Here is a 19,340-nt window from a genome sequence, read left to right as displayed (position 1 = left end):
TTTCAGCACGGAAGGCCGCAAGAAACGTAGCTATGATCCTTTTCCCGACGACTTCCCCGCAGGTTCCCGACGGCGGCCGGATTCCGAAGCGTCGGCGACCCGCCCCCGAGGCTCTGTCGGCGACATCGGATAGGTTCCTCCGCATCCGGTCACAGATCTTGGGGAGGAACGGACATGGGGTGGGTCTCCACCGCCGACCCGGCATACGAGGTGAGCCTCGACGCCGGCAAGGTCGTGGCGCGGAACGCGGCCGGGAAACGGCTGCGGGCAGTGCCTGCGAAGCTGAAGGACGACGACGCCGTCGCGCACCTGCGGCAGCTCGCCGAATGGCTGGCGCAGCACGAGCAGAGCTGCCGCGCCGAGGTGGAGAAGTGGATGCTGCGCTCGCTGCCGGTGCCCGCCGCCCTGCTCGCGCGGGTCTGGCCCGACGCGGCGTGGCAGGCGGTGCTGAAGGACCTGGTCGTGGCCGAGGTCGACGCCGACGGACAGTGGGACACCGCGGAGGTCGGATTCCTGCGGGCCGCCGACGAGCGCGGGATCGGCGTCGTCACCCTGGACGGCGACACCCGGCGGCTGGCGGCCGACCGGCTCGCCGTACCGCATCCGGTGCTGCTGCCCGATCTGGGCGAACTGCGCGAGTTCGCCGCCGAGCTGGACGTGAAGCAGTCCTTCGACCAGCTGTTCCGGGAGACCTGGACCAAGCCCGCCGACCTCGCGCCGGACGCCCGCCAGTACCGCGCCTACGAAGGCGGCCGCTACGAGCAAGTCAGGCATCTGACAGGCCGCGCGACCTCCCTGGGCTACCAGGTGCGCGGCGGCGAGGCCGTGTGCCGGGTGCTGGAGGACGGCCGGACCGTCGAGGCCCGGATGTGGTGCGGCGAGGCCTACGACGACTACCGGACCGAGACCGGGCCGCTGCTGTTCGCGGCCGCCGGGACAACGCTGCCGCTGGCCGAGGTCGGGCCGATCGCGTGGTCGGAGGGCGTGCGGATGGCCGCGGCCCTCTACGCCGGCCGCGTCGTGAAGGAAGAGGGGGAGAACCAGTGAGCGCCGAGACCCAGACCGCCGCCGCGACCGAGGCGCTGCTGGACGCCGGGGCCGTGATCCCGTGGACCGGCGGGCCGGACGACCGGCCCGGGGACCGCGAGGACGTGCTCCAGGCGCGCGCCTACCAGCACCCCGCGCTGGAGGGCCGCACGGTCGTGCGCCTCGTTCCGCGCGCGCTCGGCGAGGCCGAGGACCTGACGATGGAGTTCCTCGGGTTCGGCCGGCTCGAGGCGGACACCGCGGATGTCGGTGTCGTCCTGCGCAAGTCCCTCGGTTTCCCGGCCTGGGCCCTGGTCAACGACCCCGCCAACGGCCATCACGCGCTGGCCCTGGTCAAGGAGATCGAGCGCCTGGGCCGTCAGGCGCGCAACAAGCCGGGCTTGGCGAAGGAGGGCTTCGACGCCCTCGGCAAGCGCCTGGCCGCCGCCGTCCCGCACTTCCTGCCGTCGTACTACGAGCAGGTCGGCCGGATGTTCCTGACGGCCGAGAACAAGAACTACGCCGCGACCATGTTCACCAAGGCCCGCGACGCCGAGCGGGCCCACGGCCTGCCCGTCGACGAGGACGTGCTGGCCGAGTCGTTCCTGGAGTTCGCGCTCAACGGCGCGCTGCCGGCCAAGGCGGTCGGCGAGTATGCCAGAGCCCTGTCGGCCCGGACCGCCGCGCCCGAGGCGTTCCAGCGCTTCCGTCTCCTGGTCACCGAGCGGACCAGCGGCGGCCTGCCGCCCTACGCGACCCTGGCCGCGGACATGAAGCGGCTGGCCAAGGCCGCCGGTCTGAACGTAGTCGAGCAGGAAATCAGCCTGCTGCGGGACCTGCTGGACCAGCCCGCGCTCGTCCGGGCCGCCAAGCCGTTCTGGGTCTCCTACGCCCCCAGCCTGGTCAAGCTGGCGAAGGCCGAACCGGCGGTACGCGGCAAGCTGCTCGCGATGAACCCGGCCTTCCCCGGCGCGGACACCGGCGAGGCCGAGGCCTTCTGGCTCGACCTGCTCGCCGAGTGCGGCGCGCTGGAGGCCCTGACCGCTCCGATCGAGCAGGTGCCGGCCGAGGCGCTGCCCTCCGACGGCGCCGCCGGATGGCTCGCCCGGTTCGTCGCGCACCGCGGTCGGCGCTGGCGCCGGATGCCCGCGTTGCAGGCCCTGGTGGAGCGGATGGCGCCGCGGCTGCGCGCCGAGGGCACGCCGCTGGACGTCGTCGACCAGCACCGCGTCGACGCCGACCTGATCGACCTGTGCCTGGACCTCGGGCTGCCGCTCGTCGTCGACCCCGATCCGCGGCGGGTCCGGCGGTTCGACGTCGACGCCTGGCTCGACCCGGACGACCCCTCCGAGCGGCGCGGACTGGCCGCGTTCGCCGCCGACGAGTACTTCAGCACTCTGATCGACAGTGGACTCGACCAGTTCGCGGCCGGCTCCTCCTACAACAACTCCCATAAGACGAGCCCGATCGCCGACCGCTTCGCCGAACTCGCCTCGGCGCCCGGCTTGCTGGTCGGCGTGTCCCGGTGGCTGGAGCACCGGGCCGCGCAAGTGGACTCCGGCGGCCTTCCGCAGCTGCACGCGGTACTGCACCTGGTCCGGCGCGCGGCGTCGGCACCGGTCGTGGCGGTCAACCCGGAGCCGGTGCGCCACGTCGCGACGTTCGATGTCGCCCCGGTGCTGGCGCACGCGCTGCGTTCGGGGATTCTCGACGAGTACTCGTGGCCCGCGCTCGACGCGGCCTGCGCCAAGCTGAGCGGGATCGACGTCGACGCCGATCCCGGCGCGTCGGTGCCGACGGCGTCCGACGGCCGGTACGAGGTCGTCGAGCAGTGGCCCTACCTGCTGGTGAAGAAGGACGCGAACATCGCGGTCGTCGACGGGACCGGGACCGTCCTGGAACACCTGGCCGCGATCCCGCCGGCCCAGCAGATCTGGAACTTCACCCTCCGGCACGCCGACGGCCAGCTGCTGATTCTCTGGCGGGGTCCGGGAATCTCCACCGGCTACTGGTCCGGCGAGCCGCTCCGGATGCTGGAGGCGTCGGATTTCGGCTACTTCTCGGGGTCCGTCACGTCCATGGAGATCCCGGGCCACGGCCGGTCGTTCGGCGGCCGTCCGCTGCGGGCCGGCGACACCACCATCGAGGAGTCGGGGACGATCGTGTCGGACGGCACGACCTACTGGCGGCTCAACGGCATGCACGGCACCGTCTGGAACGAGTTCGATCCGGCCACCGGGGCCATCGGGCGCGCCAGCCTGCCGTCGTTCTTCGAGGACCGGCTGCCGGACGGCCGGACGCTTCGGCGGCACCTGTGCTGGGTCCGGCCGGTCGTGCCGGGGACCGAGGCCAGTCCGCTGGGCGCCGCGGACGGATTGCTCGGCTGGCGTGTTCATCAGAGTGCTGGTTCTGGCGCCGGAATTGGTTCTGGTTCTGGTTCTGGCTCCGGCTTTGGCTCCGACGAGGCCCTGGTCGGCGAGGCGGTCGACGGCCGCTCGTTCCGCCTCGACCTGGCCGTGGAGGAGCACGGCTCCGACATTCCGGTGGGCCTGGTGGCCTTCCCCGGGAGTGCGGCGTCGTCGGCGACCACCAGCGCGATGACCGTCGGCAACCACGGCTGGGGGCAGTGGAACAACCTGACGCTGACCGACGCGAGCCAGGCTGTCGACGTATCGCACGGCCGCAAGACCGCGGAGCTCCCGGTCGGCGAGCGGGCGCCGAAGTACGCCAAGGGAACGTGGTGCGTTCCGCCAGTGGACTACTGGCACTACCTGGTCCCTCGCGACGAGGCAGCGTCCGGGTTCCTCCGCACCATCGACGCGGCGCGTGCCAGGGCTCTGATGGAGGCGGCCAAGCGCGGCTTGAAGGGTTTTACGGATAGTGAAGACGCCGCTGGTGACGACACCACGGACAACGCCGATGCGCTCACCCTGGCGCCGATCGTCGAGGCCGTCCGCACCGAGCTGCCCGAGGTCACCCACCCGAACCTGATCGCCGGGATCGCCGGGTACGTCCGCGAGGCGATCGAGCGCGAGGCCGACGTCACCCGGATCGCCGAGGCGCTCGACGCCCACGGCGAAGCGGACGACGACGACGTCCTCGATCCCCGCCTGACGCTGCCGCCGTGGAACATCGACCTCATGGCCGCCGCCGCGAACCTGGCGGACGTGGGGCGGGCGTACTACAACGAGACACCGCTTCCGCCCGGAATCAGCCTCTCCCATCTGGTCTCCGCCTTCCAGGGCAAGGACATCTCGAAGCAGCAGCATGGCGGCGCCAAGATGCTCCAGGCCGTCGACCTGCTGGCGGCGCTGCCGGCGTTGGCGTACCGCGCCGCCTCGCCGATCCAGCCCGACGCCGTGCGCCGCACGCTGTCGCAGCTGGTCGCGGCGGTGGCCGCGTCCGGGATCACCGACGCCGCCTCGGGGATCCGGGGCGTCCGGAACGTGCAGCTGGACGGCCCGGACGTGAAGCGGACCGACACGACGGGGCGGGTGCTGCCGACTCCGAACGGCTGCGTCGTGCTGTGCGCCGTCGAGAACGAATACCGCGACAATCAGATGGTCATCTTCTGGCACGGCGTCCAGCTCAGCGCCACCGAGACGTTCGACGAGAAGATCGACGGCTGGACACTGACCGTGCGGAACACGGTCGGCCGATGGCCGGAGGGGCTGCTCGACCGCGTCGCGGACCTGCTCGCATCGGGGCCGTTCGCCTGGGACCCGTCGGCCGCCGAGCGTTTCGCCACCGCCACCGGTCTCACCGTGCCGGAAGCGGTGATCGCCCTGGCCGGCCTGCCCGGCGTACAGCGCTACGGCGGAAGCAAGCTCGACCCCGAGACTCGCAACCGGCTCGGGCTCAAGCCCGCGCAGGCGAAAGCGGCGTTCAGCCAATTCGAACGGATCAGCGATCAGGCGCGCGTCAAGCTGCTCACAGCGCTGGCCGGAGCCGACATCGCAGAGCTCTGGACCAAGGGTCCTGATGTTGAGGCCGCGGCGGCGTGGTGGGTGGAGCAGTACGGCAGGAGGGCCGCGGTCTCCGAGGAACTGATCACCGAGGCACACACCGCGTTGAAGCTGAGGAACTCCTGGCGGACCCGGATCCCGGTCTCGGACATCTTGCAGGGCCTGTCCGACCTCGGCTCGTGGCAGCTGATGCAGACGCCGTTCACGGCCGCCGACGCCGCTGACAGCAGCAGCTACGGCGACAGCAAAGGGCTTGGCGAGGACAGGGCACGGGACGTCGCACGGGCACTGCTGTGGCTGGCCTACCGCCTGCCCTATGGCGATCCGCTCCGCGCTGTCCTGCCCGAGGCCGCCCGGCTTCTCCGCGACCGGCTCTGCGATACGGGAACACGGATCAACAGCGGCTGGGTCCAGGGCGTGGACCGGCTCGAGACGACGCTCGGGATCCAGGCCGTCGCGACTGACGACCCCAGCCCCGAGGACGCGCCCTGGGTCAAGATCGGGCCGTTCCGCGCCCGGCTGGGCAACAACGGCTGGTACCTCACGCAGGTGGTGCCGGGCGACCTGAGCGGCGCCGACGACCCGGCGCTCGACCTGATGGTCGTCCTGGGCCCCGGCGGCTCGGCGGTCCCGCTGCTGCGCACGGTTCTGAGCGGGGCCCTGGACGCGGTCATGGTCGAACCCGAGGTCGGCGAACCGTATCCGGCGCAGGACCCGACCCGGTCGGTACCGCACCTCGTCGAAGCAGCCGCGACCCGCCTCAGCCTCTCACCCGACGCTGCGGCGCTCTACCTGATGCTGCTCGCGCTGCCGGACCCGACCGACCGCAACACCGCCGCATGGACCGGATGGAAGCCGGCGCGGCTGAAGGCGGCGCGCGCCGAACTCAGCGCGACGGAGCTGGTGGTGACCGGAACGCGGGCCCGCGCCGGCCGGACGATGTTCCTGCCCGGGGCCTGGCACGCGTTCGGGGCGCCGGTGCTGCCGGTGGAGGCGTGGAAGTCGCGGTGGCTCGGGATCAGCGCGCAGGGCCGGGTGGAGCTGGACATCATCGTGCCGAGGCTGCCGGTCGTCGACTTGTTCGAGGCGGCGTGGCAGCGGGTGGTGGACGGCGATCCGCCGCGGTTGGAGGAGCTGAAGACCGGTCGGAGGCGTTGAGCGATGGGGAGTGAGTCGATGAGCTCTGCGACGGTTGGTGGCACGGCCAGGCAGGTCGAACCAGCGGAGGCTGTGTACGGCGCCGAACTGGCGTTCCTGGCCGCGTACGACGGCGGGCCGCGCCCGCCCGGGTGGTGGCTGACGCCGCGCGCCGTGGTCACATTCATCTGCGGCAGCGGCGGATCGGTTCTGGAGCTGCCGAAGGGTTCCGCGGCTCCTTCGCGCATGGAGATCCTCGGCAAGTTCGTCGGCGACCGCGACCTCATCGAACGTTGCGTCGTCACGCTGGCCGGAGAACGCGGGCTGATGCTCGTCGGCGAGCCCGGCACCGCCAAATCAATGCTCAGCGAACTACTGGCGGCGGCGGTCTGCGGCGACAGCACGCGCGTCGTCCAGGGCACGGCGGGCACCACCGAGGACCACCTGCGCTACGGCTGGAACTACGCGCTGCTGCTCGCCAAGGGCCCGACCGGCGAGGCGCTGGTGCCGTCCCCCGTCATGGCCGCGATGCGCAACGGCGGCGTGGCGCGGATCGAGGAGGTGACGCGCTGCCTGCCCGAGGTCCAGGACGCCCTGGTCTCGATCCTGTCCGACCGCCGCATCGCAGTACCCGAACTCTCAGGCGACACCGACGGCGCCGTCTACGCAGCCCCCGGCTTCACCGTAATCGCCACAGCGAACCTCCGCGACCGCGGCGTCTCCGAGATGTCCGCGGCCCTCAAGCGCCGCTTCAACTTCGAGACCATAGGCCCCATCGCCGACCCCGACGCCGAAGTAGCCCTGGTCCGCCGGCAAGCCCGCACCGCCCTGGCCAAGGCAGTGACAGACCACTCCTTCGGAGTCGACGACACAGTCCTCGACGTCCTGGTCACCGCCTTCCGCGACCTCCGCTCCGGCCGCACCGCCGAAGGCTGGGAAATCGAACGCCCCTCAACAGTCATGTCCACAGCCGAAGCCGTGGGCGTGGCAACCTCCCTGGCTCTCTCCGCCGCCTACTTCCCCACCGACCGCGACGTCCTGTCCCTGCTCCCTGGCCACCTCCTCGGCGTAGTCCGCAAAGACGACCCCACCGACACCGCCCGCCTCCTCGCCTACTGGGACTCCGCCATCCGCCGCCGAGCCCAAAACGGCGCCCGCCCCTGGCAACGAATGTGGGAGCTCCGCGATGCCCTCCGAGGATAAGGACCCGCAGACAGCACCCCATCTCCTCCCCACCACCCCCACCACCCCCACCACCGAGGCCATCGGTGCCATCGGTGCCATCGGTGCCATCGGTGCCATCGAGGCCATCGAGGCGTTGGCCGCTTCGCGGAATCCTTACCTGATCGGCGTCCGCCACCACTCCCCCGCCATCGCCGCGGCCATCCCGGCAATGCTCGACGCGGCGAACCCCCAAGCCCTCCTGATCGAACTACCGACCGAAGCAGCACCCTGGCTGCCCTGGCTGGCCGACCCGGCAACCCAAGCCCCCATCGCCCTCGCCGGCCACCACGAACACGGCCTGGCCTTCTACCCCTTCGCCGACTTCTCCCCCGAACTCGCCGCCATCCGCTGGGCCGCCCAACACAACGTCGAAGTCATCCCCTTCGACCTACCCCTGTCCAGCCGAGCCTGGTCCACCCCGACCACCACCCCCCAAACCCCAACCCTCGCCACCACCATGAAAGCCGCCGCCATCGGACGCCCCGACGACGACCTCTGGGACCGCCTCGTCGAAGCCCAATCCCCAGGCAGCACCCCCGACCAAATCCGCCGCGCAGCCCTCGCCATAGGCTGGACCTTCCGCCACGACACCACCACACTGACCCAAACGAGTGAACCCCCCGACAACCAAACACCCCACTCACTACGTGCTCCATATGGAGGTCGCGTGGAGGGCAAACAGCACCCCCCAGCAACCCCACCACCCCCCAACCAAGACCTCCACCGCGAAGCCTGGATGCGCGCCTGCCTAGCCGCCCACACCCACCTCCGCGTAGCAGTAATCGCCGGCGCCTTCCACATCCCCGCGCTAATCCCCCCACCCACCGGCCCCCGGTCAGCCAACACCCAGACTCACCCCACCGACACCCCAGCCACCAACGCCCACCCTGCCAACGCACTGGCCAGCCACACCCCCGCTGCGAACACCCACGCCGCCGAGCACGCCTCAGCCGCGAGTGCCCCTGCCGCCGAACGCGCCCCAGCCGCGAGCGCCCATGCCGCCGAATCCTCGCCCACCAGCGACTCCGCCTCCGCCGACGCTCCGCCAACCGACGGCCTAGCCACCGAGCCCCTGTCCGCGAACGACCACACCGCCCCCTCGGTTACCAACGCCCCAGCCGCGAACGCGCGCGATGCCGACGCCTCAGCTGCCGACACTCCCGCTGCCGAAGCCCCAGTCGCCAATACTCCCGCTGCCGACGCCTCGCCCACCAGCCCGCGAACTGCCCAAACCACCGACACCCTGCCTGCCGACGCTCCCACCGCCAGCGTTCCCGCCACTGGCACTCCACTCGCCGCTGCCACTCCCGCCATCGGCATTCCCGCCTTCGGCATTCCGGCCGCCGCCCCACCTGTCGACGCTCCCGCCGCTGGTACTCCCACCACTGGCACTCCTCTCGACGCCGCCACTCCCGCCATCGGCACTCCCGCCGCCGCCCCACCTGTCGACGCTCGCGTCACCGGCACTCCCGCAGCCGCTCCCACCACTGGCACCGCAGCTGCCAGCGCCGCCGGCGCCCCAGCCGCCGCCATCCCCGCTGTCGACCCGCTCCCCACCAGCGCCCCACTCGTCGCCATCCCCGCTGCCGAGGCTCTCGCCGCCAGCGGCCACCGCGCCGGTGACCCGACCGTCGACACCGTGCGCGCGGCGCTCGCGTCCGTCACCACGGCGGCGATGTCGCTCGTGCCCTATGCGTTTCCGCTGCTCGATGAGCGGTCGGGGTATCCGGCGGGGATTCGTGATCCGGCTTGGCAGCAGGCGGTTTTTGAGGCTGGGGGGGATGCGGGGGGTGTTGAGGTCGCGTTGGCGGTCAAGGTTGTTGCGGTGTGTCGGCGGTTGCGGTTGGCCGGGCATGCTGCTGGGCCGGCGGAGGCGGCGCAGGTTGTGCGGCTTGCTGTTGATCTGGCGCGGTTGCGGGGGTTGCCGGCGCCGGCGCGGGGGGAGTTGGTTGAGGCGTTACAGTCGGTTCTTGCTCATGGGGAGACGTTGGGGCGGGGGCGGGCTGTGGCCGCGGCGATGTCCGTGGTGTTGGTCGGGGAGGGGCGGGGTCGGGTAGCGCCGTCGGCGCCGCGGGCGGGGCTTCGGCCCGCTGTGGTGGAGTTGCTCAGGGAGCTGCGATTGCCTGGGCCCGACGATGCCGGCAAGGACATCCGGCTGGACCCGCTGCGGTCGGCGCTCGACCGTCGTCGTGAGATCACGCTTCGCAGGCTTCTGACGTGCGGTGTCGGGTATGCCGAGCGCACTGATGTCGGCACGCCCGACGGTGCTCCGGCGCTGACGAGGCGGTGGCAGGCGGCGTGGTCGCCGAGTGTCGAGGCGAATCTGGACCTGCTCACCATCCACGGCATCACGCTCGGCCAGGCCGCGGAAGGCCGCCTGCGTCAGGCGTTTCGCGCCGAGGTCGACGCCGGCGGGCCCACCGCTGCCGAGACCGTCGCCGGACTCACCGCGGCCGCCGAGTGCGGGCTGCCGGTCCTCGTCGCCGAGCGGCTGCGCGCCGCGGCCGGCGATCTGGTCCCGTCGGCGTCGCTGCCCGAGCTGCTGGCCGCCGCGGATGCCGTGGACGCGATCCGCTTGGGCCACGTCGCCGGCATCGACCCGTCCGAACTGGCCGAGCTGGCTGAACTGGCCGAACTGTCGGAGCAGAGCCGCGTACCAGATCTCAGTGAGCTGTCATCCACGCTCGACACCGCCGCCGTCGGACGCCTCGACGGCCTCCGCGGCAGCGACGACACCGCCGACGCGCGCACCATCGCCGCCCTCGCCACCCGCGCCTCACGAGTCGGCGGCGAGTTGCGACTGGACGCGGCATTGCAGACGCTGGAAGCCGAGGGATCGCCCCTGGTCGCAGGGGCTGCGGCCGGTGCCAGAGCCCTGATTGGCACGCTCCCCGCCGACCGGCTCGGCGAGCGCGCGGCGGGCTGGATCGACGGCGCGGTGACGACCGAAGCCCGCACCGCCCTGCGCCGCAAGCTGACAGGACTGCTGACGGCCGCCGAACCGCTGTGCGCATCGGCACCGGAGGTCCTCGACCCACTGGCCGATCGGATCGAATCGCTGCCCGACGACGCCTTCCTGGCGCGACTGCCCGCTCTGCGCGGCGGCTTCACAGCGGTGTCGCCCGCCGGACGCGACCGGATCCTCGACGCCGTGGAACTGCGCATCGGCGCCCGGGTGCGGGGATCGGGCCGGGCGGATAATGCCAGCCCAGAGGCCCTGCATGCCGCGACGCTCGCAGACCGGGCCGGGGCAGCGGCGCTGGCCGCAGCAGGAATGATGATCCCTGATATAACCCTGACCGATCAGGCAGGGGACGCAGCGCAAGTTGCCACAGCGATTGCGGCCCCTGATACCCCAACAACCAACCCCCCCCCCCCCCCCCCCCCCACCTCGACCCTCCCCCCGCAAATCCGCTGGCGCCTCCTCCTCGGCCGCGACCAGTCGGCCCTCCCACCCTCCTCCCTCCGCTACGCCTCCGCCCTCGACGAGCTCTACGGCTACGGCCACGACCACGGCGAAGGCGCCGCCCACGAACAGCGCGGAGCACGCGGAGGGCGGGAGCGCGCGTATCCCACCGTTCGCGAGTGGTCCGAGGAGCTCGGGGAGCTGTTCGGCGTCAGTGTCCGCGAAGAGGTGCTCGGGCAGGCGGCCGCGGCTGGACGCGTGGACGCCATCGCTGAGCTCGACCCGGCCACGGTGCGGCCGTCCGTCGAGCTGCTTCGCAATGTCCTGAGTCTGGCTGGCGGTCTGCCCGAGAGCGCCGTCGCGAAGCTGCGCCCGCTGGTCAAGCGCATCGTCGAGCAGCTCGCCGCCGAGCTCGCGCATCGCATGCGGCCCGCGCTCACCGGGCTGACCTCGCCGCGGCCGACGAGTCGGCCGTCCGGTCCGCTCGACCTCCCGCGGACGATCCGCGCCAATATGGCGACGGCCCGACGCGCGCCGGACGGATCGGTGACCCTCCTCCCGGAGCGTCCCGTCTTCCACACCCGCGCGCGCCGGCAGAGCGACTGGCGGATCATCCTGGTCGTGGACGTATCAGGGTCCATGGAATCCTCGGTCATCTGGTCGGCGCTGACCGCGTCGGTGTTCGCCGCCGTGCCCGCGCTGACCACCCACTTCCTGGCCTTCTCGACCGAGGTTGTGGACTTCACCGACCACGCGGCCGACCCGCTGTCGCTCCTCATGGAGGTCCGCGTCGGCGGTGGTACGCACATCGCGGCCGGTCTCGCGGCGGCGCGCGCGCTGGTCACGGTGCCCTCGCGAACGATGGTGGTGCTCGTCAGCGACTTCGAGGAGGGCGCCCCGATCGGCGGCCTGCTGGGCGAGGTCCGCCGCCTCGCCGAGTCCGGCTGCACGCTGCTGGGCTGCGCCAGCCTGGACGACAGCGGCCGTCCCCGCTACAGCACCGGGACCGCCGGAGCACTGGTCTCGGCCGGCATGCCGGTGGCCGCGTTGAGTCCGACGGAACTGGCGGCATGGGTCGGGGAGAAGGTGCGCTCTCGATGAGTGACGTGGCGCTGCCGCAGGTCACGGCGTCGGTATTGGCCGACGCGGTCGAACTCTTGTCGCCCAGGCTGCGCAAGCGTTTGGACGACACGCTCGCCAAGGCCGCGACGTGGCCCATCACCGCCGACGAAGCCGCGGGAACCGTCACAGCGACCGTCGACGAAGACACCCGCGTCGTCCTGACACCACGCAACGGCGCGATCCAGACTCCCGAAGACGCTGTCTGTTCCTGCCTGCTGGCTCCCGCATGTCTGCACCGCGCGGCGATCCTCGGACTGGCTCCGCTGACGAACGAAGAAGACGCAGTCGAGGCGGCAACAGCCGAAGAACCCGAAGCCACCGAGAAATCCACAGCCACCGAAGAATCCGCAGCCGCCGACCAGCCACCAGCATCGCTGAGCCCTGATCAACTCACCGCCGCTGAAGGTCTCCGAGCAGCCGCCGAAGAACTGATCGACGTCGGCCTCGCCGGCGCCGGTCTAGCCACCGAAGCCACGCTCCGCCGCGCTGTCCACACAGCGCGCGCCACAGGTCTCTATCTCCCGGCGGCAATCGGCAATCGCGTGGCGGCCCAACTTCGCGCCTACCGCACGCAAGCCCAGGACCACAGCCTCGCGTCCTACGCCGACGAACTCCGTACCCTGATGCAGACGATTCGCACCTTATCCACGAGCACTGACTCCGCGACACTCGACGCCCTGCGCGGCACAGTCCGCAGACGCCACGAGCACCAAGGCGGCCTCCGCCTCAGCGGCGTCTTCAGCGAGCCGGTCATCGCCAGCTCAGGCATGGCAGGCGTCGTCACCTGCGCCGTCGACCCTGCCGGCACCCTCTGGTCGGTCCCAGCCGTGACACCGGGCGGCCCGACACAGGTGGAGAACGCCTACCACGGCGGCGTCGGCCTCGGCGGCGCGGCACTGAGCCACGAGGAACTGGTCCGCGAAGGTCTGATCGTCAGCGGCGCCTCGGCATCTGCGGACGGCAGCCTGAGCCACGGCGCGGGCGTCCGGGCGGTACGGGCATCGGGCGCGTCCTGGTGGGAAGGCCCGGTGGCCGCGCGTTTCGCCGTCCCGCTCGCCGAGCAGCTCGAACGTGCCTTGACCAGCCGCGACGCCCGCATCGGCGACGACATGGTCTTCGTCGAAGCGACCATCCTGCCGAAGGACGGCAACGCAAGCACAGCGCCCGGGACCAAGCCCGGCGACGTTCCCATCACGCTCGGCGAGCGTATCGCGGTACTGCGAAGCGCCTCAGACCATCCAGCGCTCGCCTACGTCGCCAACCTCAATATCCTGAGTCAGGCGCCCGGACTCCGCGTTCGTCTCATAGCCCGTCCCGACCCGGCGCGCCCCGGCGTACTGCTCCCCATCGCGTGTTCCCCCGACAGCAGCCCGACCGCGCACCGTCACCTACATCTCCCCGAGGCCTGGCACGACCGCATCTGCCTTGGCATCGATCGCATGCACGATTCGATGATCCTCCCCGCAGCCCCCGCTACGGCCGCAGCCCCCGACGCCATCGCATCCCCAATGGCCACTGGCATCCCCGATGCGACCAGATCAATCCCCCTCCACCACCTCCGCACCGCCGTCGAACGCACCGCCGCCGGCGGCCGCCGAGCAGCCCGCCTCGCCTCCTCCCACACCGACGCCCGCCACCTCACCTCGGCAGGCATGCCGCACGCCGCCGCCGTCCTGCAACACCTCACCACCGCGGCATCCGCCCCGAATCGGGACGCTTACGGACGCGTGCTACCACAGGCCACCACCACTTTCGCAGAAGCCTGGCTCGCTGCCGCCCTGTTCGAGAACATGGCGGCAGCGCAACTGGCCGTTGCGGCCTGGGGCCTTCCGACGGACTAAGGCAAGCCCATCAATCAGAACGCCCCGACCCCGTTCGGCGTCCCGAGCCCGGTAGGACCGTCGTACCCAACACCCGCAGTACACAGATACGCAGGCGTGCAAGTGCCGTTGGACCCACTCGTCACGTCAAACAACGACGACGTATGCGAGTACGGATACGACCCATAAAGCGTCGACGACGTGTTGCCAGCCAGCGCATACACCGAAGCGATGATCGGCGACGAAGCACTCGTGCCACCGACCTGCACCCAACCGTCAGCACCCTGAGCCAGCCCCAGCGCCAACAGCAAGTCGCAGAACGTCCCGCCCCCGCAGCTGTTCGCCGTGTCATAGACAGCCACACCGGTGTTGGGGTCCGCCACCGCCGACACGTCAGCCACCGTGCGCTTCGCACACCCGCTGTCCGCCTGCCACGAAGGCTTAGTCTCGTTCGACGAACACCCGCTGCCCGCACTCGCCCACGCCGTCTCGGTCCAGCCGCGAGCGTTGGACGCGGTCTTCAGGCTGGTCCCGCCGACCGCGGTGACGAAGCCCGACGAGGCCGGCCAGCTGACCCCGTACCCGCTGTCGCCGGAGCTGGCCGTAATAGCCACGCCCGAGTGGTTGAAGTGCGAGTCGGCGGCGATCGTCGTACTGTCCTCCGAACCGCCCCAGCTGTTCGAGACGGCCACGACGCCAGGCGTCGTCGCGGCGGTGTCCTCGGCCGCCGACAACGACGTCGTGTCGGCGCTGCTCGCCTCGACCAGCAGGATGTGGCAGGCCGGACAGATCGCCGAGACCATATCAAGGTCCAGACTCTCCTCCTCGCCCCAGCCGTAGTCGACGGACGGCAACGGCAAGGTCTGCCCGCTCTGGTTCACCTTCTTGAAGCAGCCGTTCGCCGTGGTGCACGCCGGCAGGCCGTAGGCGCTGCGATAGGCCCCGAGGTCGGCCTCGGCCTTGGGGTCGTCGAAGGCATCGACGATCGCCACCGTTCGCCCGGCGCCGTTGGTGCCGCTCAGCTTGTAGGCGGAGATCAGGTCGGCGGGCCGCAGCCCGGAGCTGTTCGGGTTCCCGGTGGCGTTCGGCGCCAGCCGGCCCTTCCCGAAGCAGTGGATCTTCCCGGTACTCGGCGCGGCGCATCCGAACGGCACGATCGAGGCACCCGCGGAGCGGGCAGCCGGAGCCCCCGACCCGGCCGTCGAACCCGAGACAGCCCGAGCCGGTGTCGTGACCGCCACCGCCAGAACGAGGGCAGCACCCAGCGCGGCGACCCGCGCACCACCCTTCCGGAAAATCCTCGCGATCAGGCCGGACATACGTAGGTCCATGTCGCCTCCAAGCGGCAGCAAGGTCCGCCGACCCGATCCGTGCGGCAAGAGTGCCTGGAGTGGGGAGGGCTGGCGGACATACCGGACATGCGGGAGTGCTTTCAGGAGGTGTCGTCGACCCCTGCTACCGGCGTGACCCAGGCCCGATACAGAAAGCAGCCACTCCGATACCAGCCGTGACCTCCTCCCACTTCGGGAGGATGCGAGCCTTCGCGAAAGGAGTCAAGCCCCGCACTCCCCACCCTCCACCCAGTCCGTCCACACTGCCCCGCGGAATGTGGGTGAGTTGCCCCCATGTGGCCTCTCACCTGCACTGACATGGTGGTCTCACAGCCGCCGCACAGCCTCCTCGGACAACAGGGAATGGACATGATGAACGCGATGAAGACCACGAAGATCCGCCTCGTCGCCGGTGTGGTCCTGGCCGCCGCCCTGGTCTGCGCCGCGTCCCCGATCGCGTCGACGGTAGGTGTTTCCTCTGCTCCCGCCGGCACCGCCACGGTGCTCGCCGACGGCGGCCTGGGCAACGGCTGAGGTGCCGCTCACCCCTCAGGCTCCTTACTCGTAGTGGTTCATCGCAGGTCACAGCACACATCGGTCCGGTTCGCGGAAAAACGCGAACCGGACCGTTTCGTGTCTGTATTAAAGGAAACTCCTAAGCGCCCGCCACATCCGCCATCAGCATAGGAACGCCGAATCACGGGTAGACGCGCCTGCGTGCAGGTTTCGTCTCCCACTGTGATCGGGCGTGGGCGGGAAACGGGCATCCTCCACGAGGCTCTCGGCCAGGTGCGTGAAGGAAACGGCGGCACTGTCTTCCTCGTCGGCGACGCGGGGTTGGGCAAGGCGCGGCTGTTCCGGGAGTGCACCGACAACGCCGTGCGCCAAAGCATGGTGGTGCTCAAGGGCCGCGCCACCGCCGCCGGATCGACGGTTCCGTACCGTCCGCTCACCGAAGCGCTCTACTCGCTCATCCGCGTCGGCGGCGTCCCCGACGACCCCGAGCTCAAGCCCTACCGCCTCGCGCTCGGCCGGCTGATCCCGCAGTGGCGGGACGGACCGCTGCTCGACAGCGACGATTCGCCGGTCGTGCTGGCCGAGTCGATGCTGCGGCTGCTCGCCGCCGTCGGCGAGAACGGCGGCGCACTGCTGTGTCTGAGCGACTTGCACGACTGCGACACCGAGACCATGCACATCCTGGAGTACCTCGTCGACAACCTCGAAGGGGTTCCGGTCCTGATACTCGCCGGGCTGCAACCGGTGGCCTCCGCCGCGCTGCGGCTGGCTCAGTCCTGCGCGCGCCGCCGCGTCGGCCGGGTGCTGGAGCTCGGGCCGTTGAGCGACGCCGAGATCGGTGAGCTGGCGGCCGCTTGTCTGGACACCGGCGCCGGCCCGGCCGCCGGACCTGCTGGAGCCACTAGAACCGCCGGAGCCCCCGGAACTGCTGGAGCCGCTGGAGCCACCGACAGCGTCGCCGAACCAGTAGTGCAGTGGCTCGCCCGCACCGCCGACGGCAACCCGTTCGTCGTCGAGGAGTTGCTGCGCGGCGCCTTGGACAACGGCGCGCTCGTCGAGACCGACGGCCGCTGGCAGTTCGAAGGCGGCGAGCCGCAATACGTGCCGATGGCACTGGTCGACGCTGTCGCCGACCGGGCCCGCGGCCTGGATCAACGCTGGCAGCAAGCGCTATGCGCGGCGGCTGTCATCGGCCGCCGGTTCCCCGGCGACGTGCTCCGCCGAGTCTGCGACCTCACCGACGCCGAACTTCGTCAACTGATTCAGGCCGGTATAGACGCCCAACTGTTGGAGGCGTCCCGCGGTTCCTCGGACTGGTACCGCTTCCGCAACGCCTGGACCGCCGAAGCCCTTGCCGACTCGATGCTTCCTGCCGAGCGCGAAGCGGTGGCCGCCGGCGCGGCCGACGCTCTCGAAGTCCTCTTCGACGACCTGCCCGGCGAATCCTGCCAGCTCGCAGCCGGTCTTCGCCTGGCCGCCGGCGACGGGCCCGCCGCTGGGGCGCTGTTCGCGCGCGCCGGTCGCAGAGCCCTGAGCGAGGGTGCGGTCGCGTCAGCGGAGTCGTTGCTGGACCGCGCACTGGAGCTGCTGCCGGCTCGCACGCACGCCGTGGACCGCGCCGAAGCGCTCACCTCCCTGCTCTACGCGCTCGCCGAACGCGGGGACGTCGAGCAGGCCTTAGCTCGCGGCGCCGAGATCGCTGGTTCGATGGTGTTGTCCGAGGTGCGCAGGGCCGAGGTGCTGACGCGCCTGGGCTGGGTCTGTGTCGTGGGCGGCCGCTGGGAACAGGCCGCGGAGCTCGTCGCGGCGGCCCGCCGACTGCTGGCCGATCCGGTTCCCGCCGAGCAGTTGGCGATGCTGGACGTCGTCGAGGCGCACCTGCTGACCCTCGGCGATCTGGAGGGCGACGATTTGGCCGCTCGCGCCGAAGAACTGGCCGAACGGGCCGCCCGCACCGCCGAACTGGTGCCGCTGCCCACCGCCGCCTGCCAGGCCCGCCAAGTGCTCGCGCTGTTGGCCCGGCGCCGCAGCTTCGAGGACGCCGACGTCCAGCTGCGCCACATGCTCGACGTCGCCGAGCGGCACAGCCTGTCGATCTGGCGTCTTCGTGCTCAGACTCGCCTCGCCACCAATGAACTGATGCGCACCGGTGACGACGGCCCGATCCGCCAAGCCCGGGAGGCCGCATACGCGCTCGGCGCGATCACCGTCGGCTGCCAGACCGAGGCCAGCATCGCCATGCAGGAGGTGCTCTACGGCCGATTCGACGAGGCCGAGGCCGCTGCCGAGCGCCTGTTGGCCCTCACCACCCGGATGCACCAGGAGGGCGAGGCCCAGTTCTGCCTCGTGATCAAGATCGCGGCGGTCGCTCACCGAGGCCGTCGGGAGGCGCTGCGCACCGTCCTGGGCGAGTTCCGCCGCCGGGGCGGTGAGCAGTCGTTCCATGCCCCGGTCGTCTTCGGCCACCGCGCGATCTGCGCGCTGCTCGGCGAGGACCGCCCTGGCGCCGAGGCCGAGATGGCGCGCGTCCGGGCCTGGGAACGTACTCATCCCACGATCTACTACCAGTCCGGCCGCTACGGCCTGGACCTGCTGCTCGAAGTCCTCGCCCAGCGTGCCGGACAAGATCAGTTCGCTGAGATCTCCGCGACCCCGGCGTCCCGGCTCCGTTGGAACCTCCAGTTCGTCCTGGCCGCAGAGACAGTCCTCCTGGGCCGCGCCGGTGACACCGCGGCCGCGCTGGAGAAGATGGAGCAGACCCGTCAGGCCGCCGCGCCCTATCCCATGGCCCGGCGCCTCATCCTCCGCCTGGTCGCCGAACCGGCTCTGGCCGAGGGCTGGGGCGACCCGGTGGCCTGGCTGCGCGAGGCCGAGGAGTACTTCCACACCTCCGACGCCACCGCCATCGCAGGGGCCTGCCGTGCGCTGCTCCGCAAGGCCGGGGTCCGCGTGATGCAGCGGCGCTCCGGGCTGGACGCGGTGCCGGAGGCGCTGGCCCGGCACGGTGTGACAGTGCGCGAATACGAGGTGCTCGTGCTGATCGGCGAGCGCCGCGCGAATCCGGACATCGCCAAGCTGCTGTTCATCTCGCCCCGCACGGTGGAGAAGCATGTGGCGAGCCTGATGGACAAGCTGGGGAAGGGTGCTCGGGGCGAGCTGGCGGATCTGATGGCTGATCTGACGGCGTAGGACCGGCCCTGGTCCAGACCCTCGTTCGGGAATATGGGTACGGCTCACCCATGCCGCGTGCCGCCTCGCAGGCGACATTCGAGTCATGCCATCCGACCTCCTCACCGGTGCCGGGCCAGGCCCTGACGCCGCAGCGCCTTCTCGATCCGCCTCCGCCAGCGCCATCGCAACCACCGCAACCACCGCCACCGCCACCGCGATCGTCACCGGCACCGCCTCCGACGCCCACACCTGGAACCTCGTCTTCCTCCAACTCCTCCTGGAGGAGCTCGGCCACGAGGTCGCCAACCTCGGCCCCTGCGTTCCCGACGCAGAGCTCGTCGACGCCTGCCGCCGCACGGCCCCGTCACTGGTCGTCGTCAGCAGCGTCAACGGCCACGGCGTCAGCGACGGGCTCCGCGTCATCCGGCGGCTGCGCGAACAGCGAGGTCTGGACGGCACGCCGATCGTCATCGGCGGCAAGCTCGGCATCAGCGGCGCGGACAACGCACGGCACGCGGACCGGTTGCTGGCGGCCGGTTTCGACGGAGTCTTCGACGACGCGGCCGGACTCAGCCTCTTCCAGTCGTATGTCACCGCGCTGCCCGCTGGCAGGGCGTCGTGA

General features: G+C 71.0%; 9 protein-coding genes. 8 read left to right on the top strand and 1 reads right to left on the bottom strand.

Translation table 11 applies throughout. From position 1 onward, the window contains the following. Positions 1-174 precede the first annotated feature (174 nt). From ABD481_RS22995 to ABD481_RS22975, 5 genes are read left to right on the top strand one after another with little or no spacing between them, the layout of a single operon-like run. Positions 175-1,047: a DUF4132 domain-containing protein gene (locus ABD481_RS22995; RefSeq protein ID WP_344667800.1), complete on the top strand. Its 873-nt coding sequence runs from the start codon at positions 175-177 to the stop codon at positions 1,045-1,047. Then, the gene (locus ABD481_RS22990; protein WP_344667799.1) at positions 1,044-6,149 is read left to right on the top strand and encodes a hypothetical protein; all 5,106 of its coding nucleotides are present in this window, start codon (positions 1,044-1,046) and stop codon (positions 6,147-6,149) included. Before ABD481_RS22995 ends, ABD481_RS22990 begins: the two co-directional genes overlap by 4 nt. 18 nt (positions 6,150-6,167) lie before the next feature. Beyond that, positions 6,168-7,331, top strand: coding sequence for an ATP-binding protein (locus ABD481_RS22985; protein WP_344667798.1), 1,164 nt, complete (start codon positions 6,168-6,170; stop codon positions 7,329-7,331). Next, on the top strand, positions 7,315-11,859 hold the full coding sequence (locus ABD481_RS22980; protein WP_344667797.1) for a DUF5682 family protein: 4,545 nt from the start codon (positions 7,315-7,317) through the stop codon (positions 11,857-11,859). Before ABD481_RS22985 ends, ABD481_RS22980 begins: the two co-directional genes overlap by 17 nt. Beyond that, the gene (locus ABD481_RS22975; RefSeq protein WP_344667796.1) at positions 11,856-13,721 is read left to right on the top strand and encodes a hypothetical protein; all 1,866 of its coding nucleotides are present in this window, start codon (positions 11,856-11,858) and stop codon (positions 13,719-13,721) included. Before ABD481_RS22980 ends, ABD481_RS22975 begins: the two co-directional genes overlap by 4 nt. Before the next feature lie 14 nt (positions 13,722-13,735). On the opposite strand, the gene ABD481_RS22970 is transcribed toward ABD481_RS22975, so the two are convergent. Beyond that, the gene (locus ABD481_RS22970; RefSeq protein ID WP_344667795.1) at positions 13,736-15,031 is read right to left on the bottom strand and encodes a S53 family peptidase; all 1,296 of its coding nucleotides are present in this window, start codon (positions 15,029-15,031) and stop codon (positions 13,736-13,738) included. A 381-nt stretch (positions 15,032-15,412) separates the two neighbouring features. Between ABD481_RS22970 and ABD481_RS22965 the strand changes: the two genes are divergently transcribed. The 3 genes from ABD481_RS22965 to ABD481_RS22955 all read left to right on the top strand — a co-directional run bounded on the left by ABD481_RS22965 (position 15,413) and on the right by ABD481_RS22955 (position 19,340). Then, positions 15,413-15,565, top strand: a complete 153-nt coding sequence (locus tag ABD481_RS22965; RefSeq protein ID WP_344667794.1) for a hypothetical protein — start codon at positions 15,413-15,415, stop codon at positions 15,563-15,565. Positions 15,566-15,748: 183 nt separating this feature from the next. Next, positions 15,749-18,736, top strand: a complete 2,988-nt coding sequence (locus ABD481_RS22960) for a helix-turn-helix transcriptional regulator (RefSeq protein WP_344667793.1) — start codon at positions 15,749-15,751, stop codon at positions 18,734-18,736. A gap of 85 nt (positions 18,737-18,821) precedes the next feature. Further along, entirely contained in the window at positions 18,822-19,340 is a 519-nt protein-coding gene (locus ABD481_RS22955) for a cobalamin B12-binding domain-containing protein (RefSeq protein WP_344667792.1), read from the top strand.

The organism is Catenulispora yoronensis, from assembly GCF_039531695.1.
Classification (GTDB): Bacteria; Actinomycetota; Actinomycetes; order Streptomycetales; family Catenulisporaceae; genus Catenulispora; species Catenulispora yoronensis.
Note: the sequence above shows the minus strand (reverse complement) of the source record. Positions and strands in the feature narration are given on the sequence as shown.

Bases quoted from the DNA above. Each gene is read 5' to 3' on its own strand.
- ABD481_RS22970 (WP_344667795.1), bottom strand. From the start codon at position 15,031: ATGGACCTACGTATGTCCGGCCTGATCGCGAGGATTTTCCGGAAGGGT.
- ABD481_RS22985 (WP_344667798.1), top strand. From the start codon at position 6,168: ATGAGCTCTGCGACGGTTGGTGGCACGGCCAGGCAGGTCGAACCAGCG.
- ABD481_RS22965 (WP_344667794.1), top strand. From the start codon at position 15,413: ATGAAGACCACGAAGATCCGCCTCGTCGCCGGTGTGGTCCTGGCCGCC.
- ABD481_RS22995 (WP_344667800.1), top strand. From the start codon at position 175: ATGGGGTGGGTCTCCACCGCCGACCCGGCATACGAGGTGAGCCTCGAC.
- ABD481_RS22955 (WP_344667792.1), top strand. From the start codon at position 18,822: ATGCCATCCGACCTCCTCACCGGTGCCGGGCCAGGCCCTGACGCCGCA.
- ABD481_RS22980 (WP_344667797.1), top strand. From the start codon at position 7,315: ATGCCCTCCGAGGATAAGGACCCGCAGACAGCACCCCATCTCCTCCCC.
- ABD481_RS22975 (WP_344667796.1), top strand. From the start codon at position 11,856: ATGAGTGACGTGGCGCTGCCGCAGGTCACGGCGTCGGTATTGGCCGAC.